General features: G+C 60.8%; 12 protein-coding genes and 1 riboswitch. Of the genes, 7 read left to right on the top strand and 5 right to left on the bottom strand.

Translation table 11 applies throughout. The features are described 5' to 3' along the window. Positions 1-102: 102 nt before the first annotated feature. Positions 103-963 carry a carboxylate/amino acid/amine transporter gene (locus tag AQ621_RS16375; RefSeq protein ID WP_058342292.1) on the top strand — a complete coding sequence of 287 codons (861 nt, stop codon included), beginning with the start codon at positions 103-105 and terminating at the stop codon, positions 961-963. Between the two features lie 160 nt (positions 964-1123). Continuing rightward, the gene (locus tag AQ621_RS16380; RefSeq protein WP_058342293.1) at positions 1124-2518 is read left to right on the top strand and encodes a sodium-dependent transporter; all 1395 of its coding nucleotides are present in this window, start codon (positions 1124-1126) and stop codon (positions 2516-2518) included. 91 nt (positions 2519-2609) lie between these two features. Here AQ621_RS16380 and AQ621_RS16385 read toward each other — a convergent pair whose 3' ends face one another. The 3 genes from AQ621_RS16385 to AQ621_RS16395 form a co-directional block, all read right to left on the bottom strand. Beyond that, positions 2610-3188 carry a QsdR family transcriptional regulator gene (locus AQ621_RS16385; protein WP_227508376.1) on the bottom strand — a complete coding sequence of 193 codons (579 nt, stop codon included), beginning with the start codon at positions 3186-3188 and terminating at the stop codon, positions 2610-2612. A 64-nt stretch (positions 3189-3252) separates the two neighbouring features. Then, complete coding sequence (locus tag AQ621_RS16390; protein ID WP_058342295.1) at positions 3253-3975, bottom strand: 3'-5' exonuclease; 723 nt, start codon at positions 3973-3975, stop codon at positions 3253-3255. Continuing rightward, positions 3968-5842 carry a putative nucleotidyltransferase substrate binding domain-containing protein gene (locus tag AQ621_RS16395; protein WP_058342296.1) on the bottom strand — a complete coding sequence of 625 codons (1875 nt, stop codon included), beginning with the start codon at positions 5840-5842 and terminating at the stop codon, positions 3968-3970. The genes AQ621_RS16390 and AQ621_RS16395 overlap by 8 nt, the downstream gene beginning before the upstream one ends. A gap of 140 nt (positions 5843-5982) precedes the next feature. Here AQ621_RS16395 and cobU point away from each other — a divergent pair, with 140 nt between their 5' ends. Continuing rightward, complete coding sequence (cobU, locus tag AQ621_RS16400) at positions 5983-6513, top strand: bifunctional adenosylcobinamide kinase/adenosylcobinamide-phosphate guanylyltransferase (protein WP_058342297.1); 531 nt, start codon at positions 5983-5985, stop codon at positions 6511-6513. Here the strand turns inward: cobU and AQ621_RS16405 are convergent. Both AQ621_RS16405 and cobT read right to left on the bottom strand, forming a co-directional pair. Next, positions 6497-7096, bottom strand: coding sequence for a histidine phosphatase family protein (locus AQ621_RS16405; protein WP_058342298.1), 600 nt, complete (start codon positions 7094-7096; stop codon positions 6497-6499). The genes cobU and AQ621_RS16405 overlap by 17 nt on opposite strands. A 4-nt stretch (positions 7097-7100) precedes the next feature. Next, positions 7101-8159, bottom strand: coding sequence for a nicotinate-nucleotide--dimethylbenzimidazole phosphoribosyltransferase (gene cobT, locus AQ621_RS16410; RefSeq protein ID WP_058342299.1), 1059 nt, complete (start codon positions 8157-8159; stop codon positions 7101-7103). A gap of 114 nt (positions 8160-8273) precedes the next feature. On the opposite strand from cobT, the gene cbiB reads away from it, so the two are divergent. The 4 genes from cbiB to AQ621_RS16430 all read left to right on the top strand — a co-directional run bounded on the left by cbiB (position 8274) and on the right by AQ621_RS16430 (position 13408). Then, on the top strand, positions 8274-9233 hold the full coding sequence (gene cbiB / locus AQ621_RS16415) for an adenosylcobinamide-phosphate synthase CbiB (protein ID WP_058342300.1): 960 nt from the start codon (positions 8274-8276) through the stop codon (positions 9231-9233). 20 nt (positions 9234-9253) lie between these two features. Then, entirely contained in the window at positions 9254-10294 is a 1041-nt protein-coding gene (gene cobD / locus AQ621_RS16420; protein ID WP_058342477.1) for a threonine-phosphate decarboxylase CobD, read from the top strand. A gap of 24 nt (positions 10295-10318) precedes the next feature. Beyond that, a riboswitch (cobalamin riboswitch) is annotated at positions 10319-10528 on the top strand. A gap of 154 nt (positions 10529-10682) precedes the next feature. Next, positions 10683-12491: a TonB-dependent receptor domain-containing protein gene (locus AQ621_RS16425; RefSeq protein WP_058342301.1), complete on the top strand. Its 1809-nt coding sequence runs from the start codon at positions 10683-10685 to the stop codon at positions 12489-12491. Positions 12492-12517: 26 nt separating this feature from the next. Continuing rightward, entirely contained in the window at positions 12518-13408 is an 891-nt protein-coding gene (locus AQ621_RS16430; RefSeq protein ID WP_058342302.1) for a cobalamin-binding protein, read from the top strand. Positions 13409-13436: the final 28 nt, after the last annotated feature.

Here is a 13436-nt window from a genome sequence, read left to right on the forward strand (position 1 = left end):
TCGCCGGTGTTGGTTCTTATAGGGACAAGCACGCCTTCAGAAACTGCAATTGCCGGAAGAAATCAGTAAAGTAGCAGCCCGGATTTTTGCAGGTGGCGCGCGATGAAACTGTTGGTTCTGGTTACGATTCTCTGGGCGTTCTCGTTCAGCCTGATTGGTGAATTCCTGGCTGGCCGGGTAGACAGCGACTTTGCGGTGCTTAGCCGGGTGTTGCTGGCAGCTCTGGTATTCCTGCCCCTGACCCGCTGGCGCGGTGTTCCCGGAGGCATGAAGCTGGGCATCATGGCCACCGGTATGCTGCAGTTCGGTATCACCTACCTGTGCCTGTACCGCTCGTTCAGTTACTTGACGGTGCCGGAAGTGCTGTTGTTCACCATCTTCACTCCGCTGTATGTCACCCTGCTGGACGATGCCCTGTACCGCCGGTTTTCCCCGGTGGCCCTGCTGGCTGCGGCCATCGCCACCCTGGGCGCCGGCATTATCCGCTACGACGGCCTGAGCGAAGACTACATCACTGGTTTCCTGTTGTTGCAGGTGGCCAATTTCACCTTTGCCGCCGGCCAGGTGGGCTACAAGCATGTAATGCAGCGTTACCCGCTGGAGCTGCCGGGCTACCGCACTTTCGGTTATTTCTTCTTTGGCGCGCTGGTCATCGCCCTGCCGTCGTTCCTGGTGTTCGGTAATCCGGACAAGCTGCCGGCTACCGGCTTGCAGTGGGGCATTCTGGCCTGGCTTGGCCTGGCGGCTTCCGGTCTGGGGCTGTATTTGTGGAACCGGGGCGGTTGCCAGGTGGATGCCGGCACCCTGGCGATCATGAACAATGCCCTGGTGCCGGCCGGCTTGCTGGTTAACCTGTTGATCTGGAACCGGGATGCGGACCTCGGGCGGCTTGCGCTCGGCGGCCTGGTGATTGCGTTCTCGCTGTGGGTGAACAACCGGTTTCGGCGGCAGGCCCTGGCCTGATCCCCTGGCCGGGGGCCGGCCGTAAACAACTGAACAACATTTCAACACTGGCATCATTTGGCCAGTGCTGGCAGAATCCGGCCCCAATTGCCCCAGCACTCAGGCTCGGCGCACTCACAATCCGTAATTTCCTAAAGCCAAAAGCACAGGAAGAAAACTCATGACTCAGTCCAACTCCGCAGCTGACAGCGGTACCGGGGCTCGCGGACTCTGGTCTTCCAGACTCGCGTTTATTCTGGCAGCAACCGGTTCTGCTGTCGGCCTTGGTAACGTGTGGAAGTTTCCCTACGTAACCGGTGAAAACGGCGGCGGCGCGTTCGTTCTCGTGTACCTGCTCTGTATCTTCATCATCGGTATTCCCATCATGATGGCCGAGGTGTTTATCGGCCGGAATGGTCGCCACAACCCGATCACCAGTTTCCGGCTGGTGGCAGAGCGCAACCTGGCGTCTCCGGGTTGGCGTATTTCTGCCATCATCGGTATGTTCGCGGCCTTTATCATTCTGTCGTTCTACTCCGTCATCGGCGGCTGGGCGGCTTCCTACATCGGCCACGCGGCCATGGGTGACTTCACCGGTGGTACGGCTGACTCGGTAGGCGCCTTGTTCGGTGATTTGCTGAGTAACCCCGGCCTGTTGCTGTTCTGGCACACCGTCTTTATGGCGCTGGTTATCCTGGTGGTAGCCCGTGGCCTGAAGGGTGGCCTGGAGCGTGCTGCGACCATCCTGATGCCGGCACTGCTGGTGTTGCTGCTGGTAGTGGTGGGCTATGCCACCACCACCGGTCATTTCGGCGAAGCGGTCAGCTTCCTGTTTACCCCGGATTTCAGCGCCCTGACCATTGACGGCGTCCTGGTTGCCCTGGGCCATGCGTTCTTCACCCTGAGCCTGGGTATGGCCATCATGATGGCCTACGGCTCCTATCTCGGTAACGATGTGAAGATTGGCCGCACGGCTGTCAGTGTTGCCATCCTGGATACCGTGGTTGCCTTGCTGGCGGGCCTGGCCATTTTCCCGGTGGTATTCGCCAACGGCCTGGAAGCCGGTGCCGGCCCCGGCCTGATCTTCCAGACCCTGCCGCTGGCGTTCGGCAACATGCCCATGGGCAGCCTGTTTGGCGCGCTGTTCTTTATCCTGCTGTTGTTTGCCGCCTGGACCTCCGGTATTTCCCTGCTGGAGCCGGTGGTTGAGTGGGTTGAAGAGAAAACCAGCCTGGGCCGCACCGGCAGTGCCATTGTCGCCGGCGGTGCTTGCTGGGCGCTGGGTATTGCCTCGATCCTGTCACTGAACGTGTGGTCCGGTGTGACCCCGCTGGGCATGTTCGCAGCCTTTGAAGGCAAGACCATCTTCGACCTGCTGGACTACTTTACTGCCAATATCATGCTGCCGCTGTCCGGTATGCTGACGGCCGTGTTTGTGGGCTGGTTCGTGGCGAAGGAGTCTCTGAAGAGCGACCTGGCCATGGACGGTGGTGCCTTTGCCCTTTGGCACAACCTGCTGCGCTACGTGACTCCGGTAGCCGTGGCCATCGTGTTTGTCTACAACCTGATTGGTTGATCCGGCGCGGCCGTTCTGGCCGCTGCCACACCATAAAAAAACCGGCGCTGGAAACAGTTCCGGTTTTTTTGTGACTGGGATTGATTGGGCCCTACACCTTTCCGCCCAACAGGATACGTACGGCTGTACAGGCATCTTCGAGTTCTTCGTCCCGGGGTTCCCGGCCACCGATAATGTCGCTGTACAGGCAGGATTCGGCGATGCGCACCATGAAGTAGGACAGGCTCTGTATGTTCATGGGCGGGCTCAGGTGCCCGGCGCGTACTTCATCCTTGAGTAAGCGGGTGTTCACTTCCACCGTGCGGGCGTGCAGGGTGGAATGGGATGACGTGAGCATCTTGAGCGCGTATTCCGGATCCTGGTGCAGGAATTTCCGCAGTGGCGAAAAGTGCAGGATGGTCATGTTGATGTGACGAAACACGCCAACGACATAGTCGACGCCATGGCCGGGGGTAATGGCACGGGCTTCTTTGTAGAGAGGTTCGTACAGGGACCAGAGAATCTCACCAATCAGCAGGTCCCGGTTGCCCACCCAGCGGAACAGGGTGGCGCGGCCTATGTGCAGGTCATCGGCCAGGGCCGCCAGGCTGATCTTTTCCCCTTTCAGCCACATTCTTCGGGCGCGTTTGAAGGCGTCCAGAGGCGTAGGTTTGGTGATGGTGTCGGTCACTGTGGTCTCTTTGGCTGATTTGCCCTTTATTCTAGCGATTGGCGCCTGTAGGGGCTATGGGTCCTTATACCCACAGGTCGCCAATGGGCGTATCCGGGCCGAAGTGATGAAGGACCTGGGCCTGGAACAGTTCGGCGGTGGCGATGGCGTCGATCAGCGCATTGTGGCCGGCGTAGTGGGGCAGGCCGTAGCGGATCCGGCTGTCGGGCAGGCGGATGGAGATGGGCTTTTTTCCCATCAGTTGCTGCCACCGGCCGGGGTTTCGTTTGGGGTGCAGGTAGGCTTCGATGGCCATGGTGTCGATGACCGGGAAGAGCAGCTGTTCTTTCAGGCGCCATTGCAGGGCCATGTTCAGGAACGGCCGCTCTATGTTGCGGTAGTGCACCACGGGTATGCGGCCCTTGAGGTGCTGGAACAGGGGGTCGAGCACCTCGGCAAGGTCCGGGGCGTGTTCAATTTCGCTGTGGGTGATGCCGTGAATGGTTACGGTGTCCTGCTCCAGCGGCAGCTGCGGGCGGACGATCTGGTGCCAGGCCTCGCCGAGTTGTATGCCGCCCAGGGTAAAGGGCACCAGGCCGATGCTGACAATGGAGTGCTTGTTGACGTCCAGGCCGGTGGTTTCGAAGTCCAGGGCGACCAGCGGAACGTCACGCACGGGGGTGGTGGCATCCGGGCAGCCGGCGTTGTAAAAGTCGCGAATCCGCGCGTCCTTTGCCTGTTCCGCTCCCTGACGGTAGGTGTCTGGCCAGTTCCGGTTACTGTTGCTGCTTTCGATGGCGTTAGACATTCCGCGTGGCTCCTGCGTTGTAGCGGAAGCGCAGGAATTTCTGGGCATTGCTGACCACCTGGAAGGCGTCTTTCAGGTGGCTGCGTTCGAACGGCGACAGGTCTTCGGGGCGCACGTTATTGTCCGGTTCCCGGCCCTCTTCAATGGCCAGCGCCTGGTGGCGGATGCGGACAATCGAGATGAATTCCAGGGCATCGCGCAGGTTGCCGGCGTCGTCGTCCATTAGCAGCTTGGTGTTGGCCACGTCCTTCAGGCGCTCGAAGGAGTTCTGGGAGCGGCTGCCACTGGCCAGGGCATGTACCCGGATAAGGTCAGACAGCGGCGCGGTGCCCCGGCGTTTCAGGTTGAAGGTTTTCTGGTGCTTACCGTCTTCTTCCAGCACAAAGGTGCGGAAGAAACCCAGGGGCGGTGTGCGGTTCAGGGCATTTCTGGCCAGGAACGTGAGGAAGCGCTGACTTCCTCCGGCCTTTTCCACAATCAGGGTTTTCAGCTGCTCGGCAAAGTCGGTTTCGCCGTAGATTCCGTCCAGGTCGAAGAAGATGTTGCTGTTGAGCAGGGCTTCGGCCTTGGGGTTATCGATCCAGTCAGTGAAATAGTCTTTCCAGACCCTCAGCGGTTGCCGCCATTTCGGGTTGGTGGCCATGATGTCGCCGGTACAGTAGGTGTAGCCGCACTCGGCCAGGCCGTCGGAGACGAACTTGGCCAGGGCCAGGAAGTAGTCGTCGTGTTCTTCCGGGATGAAGCTGTCGTCAAGCACCATGGCGTTGTCCTGGTCGGTAACAACCAGTTGTTCATCCCGGGCCATGGAGCCCAGGGCCATGAAGCAATACGGGATGGGTGGCGGGCCGAGTTTTTCTTCGCCCAGTTCCAGCAGGCGCTGACTGAAGCTTCGGCCGATGCCAGCCATGGCGCTGCCGATCATGTGGGAGTTGGCGTCTTCATTCACCATGCGCACGAAGCTGTCGCGCACTTCGCGGCTGATTTTCTTCAGGCCTTTGACGTCGTTCTGGTGGTAGATGTTGCTCACCAGGTACAGGCTGCTCTGGCTTTCGTATTTGACGATGTCGGACAGTGCAATAACGCCACGCACTTCGTGGTCTTCCATCACCGGCAGATGGTGCACGTTATTGTGCAGCATGGTGAGCATGGCCTCGAAGATGTAGCTGCGGGCGCTGATGGTGATCAGGCCCTCTGACATGATCTCGCTGATCGGGGTCTCTGAAGGCAGGGCGTTGGTGACCGCGCGGGTGCGCAGATCCCGGTCGGTGATGATGCCCTTGAGCCTGGGAGAATCGCCGCTTTCATCCATCAGCAGCAGCGCCGATACGCCGTTATCGGTCATGATCCGGGCCGCTCCCTGCAGGCGCACGGTGGTTGGGGCAGAGACAGGCTCGCGGGCAATTAGCCGGGTGACCTTGGCGGACATCAGTTCGTTGGATTTGTGCCGGCGCGAGACCGCCGAACGCAGGCGACTGTGGTCTTCAATCTCGACAAAATCGGCGAAGTTTTCGTCGTTTTCCCACAGATACTGGAAGGTCTCGAAGGGGATTTTGTAGATCAGGCAGTCTTCAATGGCCTTGGCGGGAAAGCGCACTTTCTGGTTGCGCAACAGGCCGAACTGACCAAAAATCTCGCCCTCACCAATGCGGTTGTATAGCTCGCCGGAGCGCCGGAAAATTTCCACTGCCCCGCTGCGGATATAGTGCAGCCAGTAGTTCTGCTGCCCCAGCTCCAGAATCTGGGTGCCGGCCCGGTAATAGGCCACCTCGATGCCAGTAACTATACGGTCGAGCAGCTCTTCGGGCATTTCGTCAAAAGGGGCGTGTTGGGCGATGTGGTTGCGGATGTCGAGCAGCTCGGCCTGCATGGGCTCTCCAGGGTTGATCGGTCTTGTTCTGAAGCCGGCGATTGCTTTGCCGCCTTTTCCGGAGTCTGGCCAAACTATAGCAGTTGTCTGTCCGGTTGGTGTACCTTGGCGGCGGAATGTGGCGGGCTGGAGAAAGGTTTATGGTCAACAAGTTACTGGTAACCGGCGGGATTCGCTCCGGTAAGACCGGGCTGGCGGAGCAGCGGGCCAAAGCGGCCGGTAACGAGGTGGTTTATGTGGCGACCGCTACTGCAGGCGATGATGAAATGGCACTGCGTATTCAGCGTCACCAGCAACTGCGGCCGAACCACTGGCAGCTTGCTGAAGAGCCGCTGCGCCTGGGCCGGGTATTGTCAGAGTATGCCAGCGGCCCGGGAGAACCGCCGTTGCTGTTGGTGGACTGTATGAGCCTGTGGCTGAGCAATCTGCTGTTTGCCGACGGCTCCTTGTTCCAGCCCGAGCGGGCGGCCTTTCTGGAGGCGGTTGAGTGCTACCCCGGCCCCCTGGTCATTGTGACCAACGAAGTGGGGCTCGGAACCATCGGTATGGACCCGCTTACCCGTCGCTTTGCCGATGAGCTGGGCTGGCTCAATCAGGCCCTGGCCCAGCGTTGTGATGAGGTGGTGATGGCTGTGGCGGGTTTGCCACTTACCCTCAAGGCTGGTGGCTGATCAGGCTGCGGAACACACCGAATTCGGACTGGTCCACCTGTATCCGGCTGCGGCAGGCGTAAGGCACGGCAAAGCCGGTGAATGATCTCTCCAGCGGAATGCCCAACACATTGGCCAGCACCATGCGGATCACGCCTCCGTGGCAGACAACCAAGACCCGTTTGCCGGCAAGCGTTTGCTGCCATCGATCAAAACCATCGATGGCGCGCTGGTAGAAATCGGTTACGGGTTCACCGCCGGGGGGGATGAAGTTGATGGGATCCTGCCAGAAGTGGTTGAGGTGATCCCCATAGCTCTCCTGGATCTGCTCTGCGGTCAACCCTTCCCACTCACCGAAGCCGATCTCCCGAAGATCTTTTTCGATGTGCAGTGGAATCCTGTGTTCCTCGGCTAGTTGCTGGGCGAAGCGTCGGCACCGTTTCATGGGTGAACTGACGATGGCGTCCCACCGATCACCCTCGGCGATGGCAGCTATCATCTGTTGCCACCCGGTGTCGCTCAAAGGGTCGTCTTTGCTGCCCCGGAACATCTGGCCACCTTCCGGTTCGCCGTGGCGTATCAGGTCGATTACTGTGGTGGTCATAGGGCTATTCTTCCGCTTTGCCGCTGACGCCAGCGTCGGTAAAACTGGCCATCCGGTTATGCAGGGCGCAGGCGGCGCGTAGCAGGGGAACGGCAACGGCGGCGGCGCTGCCCTCGCCCAGACGCATGCCAAGGTCCAGCAGGGGCGAGGCATCGAGCGCCTCCAGCACGGCATTGTGGCCGGGTTCGGCCGACCGGTGCGCAAACAGAAGCCACTCCCGTACCCCCGGTTGTTGATGCACGGCCACCAGTGCAGCGACTGAGACGATAAAGCCGTCCACCAGAACCGGGATCCGGCGCGCGGCGCAGCCCAGGATAGCGCCGGTCAGTGCGGCTATTTCGAAGCCTCCCAGAGAGGCCAGTACCATCAGCGGATCACGGTCGGGACCATGCCGTTGCAACGCGTTTTCAACCACCCTCGCCTTGCGGGCAACGCCCTCGGAGTTCAGCCCTGTGCCCGGGCCAACGAGGGTGGTGGGCTGCTGCCCCAGCAGGGCGCAGGCCAGTGCTGCAGCACTGGTGGTGTTGCCGATGCCCATGTCACCACCAATAAACAGGCGGCAGCCAGCGTTTGCGGCACGCCTGGCGGCTTCGTCGCCACTGGATAGCGCGGATTCAACCTGGCGCGAGGACATGGCCGGTGATTCTGCCATGTTGGCCGTAGAAGGGGCGATAATCTGGTGTATGACGCCGGGTAATTCCGGTACTTCGCCAACCGTACCCAGGTTGACCACTTCCAGACTGGCACCGAGTTCCTCGGCCATCACGCTGATGGCGGCGCCGCCGCTGGCAAAATTGGCGATCATCTGGGCGGTGACAGCCTGAGGAAATGCGGAAACGCCTTCAGCGCAAACGCCGTGATCGCCGGCAAACACCACTATGCGCACCGGATCAACGCTGGGTCTGTCGGTGCCATTCAGGCCCGCCAGGTTGATGGCGAGCTGTTCCAGTTGCCCGAGAGAACCGGGTGGCTTGGTGAGTACCTGCTGGCGCTCGGCGGCAAGCGCTGTGTGCTGAACCGAGGGCCGTGGGGGAGACTTGAGCCAGCTGTCGGGCAGTGCCATGGCGATGGGTCCTTGTGGGCGGAAAACCGAGGATGGTCTAACCGGGAGGCAAGGCTGTCAAGTTCAGTGACCAGTCGGTTAGACTTGCCGGCACTTGATTTACGGAGACCGGCTTTGGATACGTTTGTGGTTGCAGCGCTGGTGTGCGGTGCTGCGGTTTTGTTGGACTGGCTGATGGGTGAGCCCCGACGATGGCATCCGCTGGTGGGTTTCGGCCGGTGGGCATCCCTGTTGGAACAACGCCTGAATGATCAGCCGTCATTCCCGACGCAAAGCCTTTTGCGGGGGTTGCTGGCGACCCTGGTAGCGGTCATGCCAGCCGTCGTGCTGGCAATTCTGCTGCAATTCCTGCTGGAGGGCTGGCTGTGGCTGCTCACTCAGGTGGCCGGTGTCTGGCTTGCCATTTCATTACGGGGGCTGGCGGAGCATGGTCGGGCGGTGTCGACTGCGTTGGCGTCCGGGGATGGCGCCCGGGCCCGGCTGGCGGTTGGCCAAATTGTCAGCCGCGACGCTGCAGCGCTGACCGACGAAGGCGTTGCCGCCGCCGCTTCGGAATCCATGCTGGAAAATGGCGCGGATGCGGTGTTTTCAAGCTTGTTCTGGTATCTGGTCGCTGGCTTGCCCGGACTGGTTTTGCACCGGCTGGTGAACACGCTGGATGCCATGTGGGGCTACCGGACGCCACGATATCTGTATTTCGGGCGCTGCGCCGCCAGGCTCGATGATGCTATGAACTGGGCCCCTGCCCGGCTAACTGCCTTGACCTATGCGTTGCTTGGCAACACCCGGTTGGCACTGCAATGCTGGCGTGAGCAGTCAAAAGCGTGGGACAGCCCTAATGCTGGCCCGGTGATGGCTGCAGGCGCTGGCGCACTGGGGGTCACTCTGGGCGGCCCGGCGCCGTATTCCGGTGGCGTGAAGCAGCGACCGCTGCTGGGCAGCGGGCAAGGCGCCTCGGCACAAACCGTAGAGGGCGCGATTTCCCTGGTGCAGCGCGGCGTGATGCTATGGCTGTTGGTGTTGTTGGCCTTGGCCGCAAGTCTGAATGCGTTCTGGCCAGGAGGTATCGGGTGACAGCGTTCGATGGTGCTGATTTGCCGGAGCATGGAGGCCGCCTGAGGGCAGCGGCTCAGCGCTGGGGCATTCCCAGTGAGCAATGGCTCGATCTCTCCACCGGTATTAATCCTGTGCCTTGGCCGGTTCCGGCAATTCCGGCGGAGGTATGGCAACGGCTTCCGGAGCCTGAGGATGGTCTGGAAGAGATTATCCGTATCTGGGCCGGGGCACCGGAGCATGCCTGCTGCCTGCCCGTAGCGGGTTCCCAGGCGGCGATCATGGCCCTGCCAGCGGTTCGTGCCCGTATGCATGGTTTCGGTCGGGTGGCCGTGCCCATGCCCGGTTATCGTGAGCATGGTCATGCCTGGCGGCGAGCGGGTTTCGACGTGGTGGCGATTCCTGAACAGGCGACAAAGCAAGCGGAGCTGGCATGGCTGGATTCTGTGGATGTCGTGGTCTGGATACAGCCGAATAATCCGACCGGGCAGCTGATGGATCCTGCCCGTTTACGGTTATGGCACGAGCGGCTGCGCGAGCGTGATGGCTGGCTGGTGCTGGATCAGGCGTTTATTGAGGGCGAGCCGGGCTTCGGCCTGGACCCGTGGGCGGGCGCTCCGGGGCTGATCGTGTTGCGCTCGCTGGGCAAGTTTTTCGGGCTGGCAGGTCTCCGTGCCGGTGCGATCCTGACCGAGCCTGGACTGGCTCACCTGCTGGCGAACGAGCTTGGCCCCTGGGCGGTCAGCGGTCCTGCACGCTACCTGATGGCCAGGGCTCTGCAAGATCAGGCCTGGCAGGTGGAGGCTCGTGCCAGCCTGCAAACGGCAAGACTGCGAATGGACGGCCTGCTCAGAAAACACGGGATGCCGTCCCCCACCGGCACCCTGCTCTTCAGAACGGTTCAACATCCCCGCGCAGCGGACATTGCTGACCAGCTGGCTCGCCGCGGCATTCTGGTCAGGCGTTTTGACGCACCCGCAGCCCTGCGTTTCGGTTTACCGCCGGATGAAACCGGTTGGCAACGGCTGGAGGGTGCGTTGTCTGAATTAACATATCTCATTGACCACCCCCACCCTGGTTGATAGTCTTGCCCGCGATTTCAGGTGCTGTATGCATTTTGTCCAGGCTGGCGATAGTCCGGAGGAGTGCTCGCAGTGAAACGGGAAGCCGGTGACATTCCGGCGCTGCCCCCGCAACGGTAATCAGGTGAAAGGCAATCCAGTACGCCACTGTGCCAATGGCATGGGAAGGTGGTTGCCCCGGAGCATCGGCTCCGCCTGTAAGCCCGGAGACCGGCCTGAAAGGCGGAACCGTGAGTTCCAGACACCAGACGTTGCGGAGGGCGACGGCGGTGGGTGAACCTGGCTCGCAATTACTGACACGCCCTCCACCCCCGTCTGAGCAGTCTGTCTTCCTCCGCAGTTAATTGATCGACCGTACGGGTGCGTGCGGTGAACCGTGAGTGAAGCTATGAGTACTGCCAAAGCCCTTCCCGTCCTGATGTTGTTACCGCTGGCGTTGCCTGCTGTTGCCGCCGATGAAGCGTCGGACGAGCGCAAGCTGGAACCGATTGTCGTTACCGCCACCCTTGGGCCTCTGACCGCGGGTGAAAGCCTGTCATCGGTCACAGTTATTGACGAAGAAACCATCCGCGAGCAAAGCCCCTCAGAATTCACCCAGCTTCTGCGAGGACAGCCCGGGATCAACGTGACCGGCAACGGCTCCTTCGGTAAAACCACCAGTGTCTATACCCGCGGTACGGCCAACGACTCCACGCTGCTGCTGGTTGATGGTGTGCGCCTGCGTTCGGCCACATCCGGTGGTCCTTCCTGGCAGTACTTTCCCGTTGAACTGATCGAGCGGGTGGAAATCGTCCGGGGCGCCCGGAGCTCACTGTACGGTTCCGATGCTGTCGGCGGCGTTGTGCAGGCCTTTACGCTGGACCCGGAAGAGACGCCGGCAGGTTGGGTAGAAGCTGGTGCAGGCAATTTCAACACGCAGAAAGGCAGTGCCGGTGTTGCTGCCCGCGCCGGAAATACCCGTTTCAGCCTGAGTGGCTTGCATAAGGAAACCGACGGTACAGCAGTGATCACAGATGGTGACGACCGAGGTTTCCGCAACACCGCCGGTATTGGACGTGTAGTCCATGACCTGGACTCCGGCGGAGAAGCCAGCCTGGTGATGGTGCAAAGCGAGGGCAATACCGAATACGAAGGCGGCGAAATTGATTTCATGATTCGCACCATCGGCTTCGGGCTGGAAACCCCGGTGAGTGACTACTGGCGGCATTCACTTCAGTTCTCTGAATCCCGGGACGAGACCGACAACGTTACGCCTACATTCAGCAGCACCTTCAATACCCGTTCGCGGGCAGCGCGCTGGGACAATACCTTTACCTGGAACGTCCATGAGCTGGTGGTAGGGGCAGAGTTAATGACCGACGAGGTCAGCGGTACCACCGATTACGCCGAGACCAGCCGTACCAACACCGCCCTTTACAGCCAGTTGCGCCTGAACTTCGGCCCAACCGACCTGCTGCTGAGTGTGCGCGGTGATGACAACGAAGCCTACGGCAAGAATGAAACCGGTGGTATCGCCCTTGGCCATGCTCTGGATCGATCCCACCGAGTGCGGATCAGTTATGGTACGTCTTTCCGGGCACCCACCTTCAACGATCTGTATTTCCCGGGTGCGAACCCGGACCTGGAGGCAGAGGAGTCCGGCACGGTGGAGTTGGGTGCCAGTGGTCACTATCAGACCTGGTTCTGGGATGCAGCCCTGTTCCAGCTGGATGTGGATAACCTGATTGCCTGGAGCCCGACCCCCAGTGGCTTGTGGACGCCAATGAATGTCAATGAAGCCCGAATCCGTGGTGCCGAGTTCAGCGCGGGTTTTGAGCGGGATGGTTGGCGCGGTGATGCGGCGCTGACGCTGCTGGACCCGGAAGACCGGGAAACCGGAAACCGACTCCAGCGCAGAAGTGGCAAAACCCTGCGCCTTGACCTGAGCAAGCGCGTTGGTACCTGGGACTTCGGTGGCACAGTGGTGGCCGAAGGCTATCGTTATGATGACCGTGCCAACGACGACAGGCTGCCCGGTTTTGCTACTCTGGACTTGCGGGCGGGCTGGCGCTTTGCCCCTGACTGGTCAACCCGGCTGACGCTGGCTAACGTGCTGGACAAGGAATACAGCACCGCTCGCTATGATCGGCAGAATGACCTGGACTACGTTGCAGCCGGCCGCACTGCCATGCTGACCGTGCGTTACGATATCCGATAAAAACCGTTAAACCGGGGGAGGCCTCTGTGGCAGATCTGAAGGAAATGGCTATGATTCTGGGCGGGATGCTGCTGGCATTCCCCGCCCTGGCATCGCCGGTCTGTGCCACGGATGATCTGGGTAAAGAGATTTGCCTTGAGCAACCGGCAGAGCGCATTGCCGCGCTTTCCCCCGGCGCCACCGAGCTGGCCTGGGCTGCAGGCGCCGGCGATCAGGTGGTTGCAGTTGTCGCCTACAGTGACTATCCCCCGGCCGCGAAAGAAGTAACTTCGGTTGGCAGCCACACTCGCATGGACATGGAGCGCCTGCTGGAACTGCAGCCGGACCTGGTGATTGGCTGGGTAACCGGTAACCCGACCGAGCAGTTGGAGACACTCAGAGAAATGGGTGTGCCGGTGTTCTCCATCGAGCCCCGCAGTTTTGAGGCGGTGTCCCACACCATTGAACGCATCTCTACCCTGGCCGGTACCGATGCCGAGGGTTTTGCCGAGGCGGAACGATTCCGCAATGGCATTACAGACCTGCGAGCCAGGTTTTCAGATGCCGACCCGGTGCCGGTGTTCTATCAGGTGTGGGATGAGCCTTTGATGACGGTCAACCGTGACCATCTGATTGGTGAAATGATTGAGCTGTGTGGGGGTGACAACGTGTTTGGCCACCTGGAGCGGTTGGTGCCCAGAATCAGTGCCGAAGCCGTTATTGCAGCCAATCCCGAAGCTATCCTGGCGGGCGGGATGGGGGAGGAGAACCGCCACTGGCTGACTCGCTGGCAGTCATTCCCGAGCCTGACCGCCACGGAGCGGGACAACCTGTTTTTTATTCCGCCGTCTCTGGTACAGCGACCAACACCGAGAATGCTCGAAGGTACGCGCCTGTTTTGTGAAAAACTGGAGGTGGCCCGTGACCGGCGACCTTAATGGAGTCCTTGCGTGATCCGGCCGATCA

Origin of the sequence: Marinobacter sp. P4B1 (assembly GCF_001447135.1) — a bacterium.
Classification (GTDB): domain Bacteria; phylum Pseudomonadota; class Gammaproteobacteria; order Pseudomonadales; family Oleiphilaceae; genus Marinobacter; species Marinobacter vinifirmus.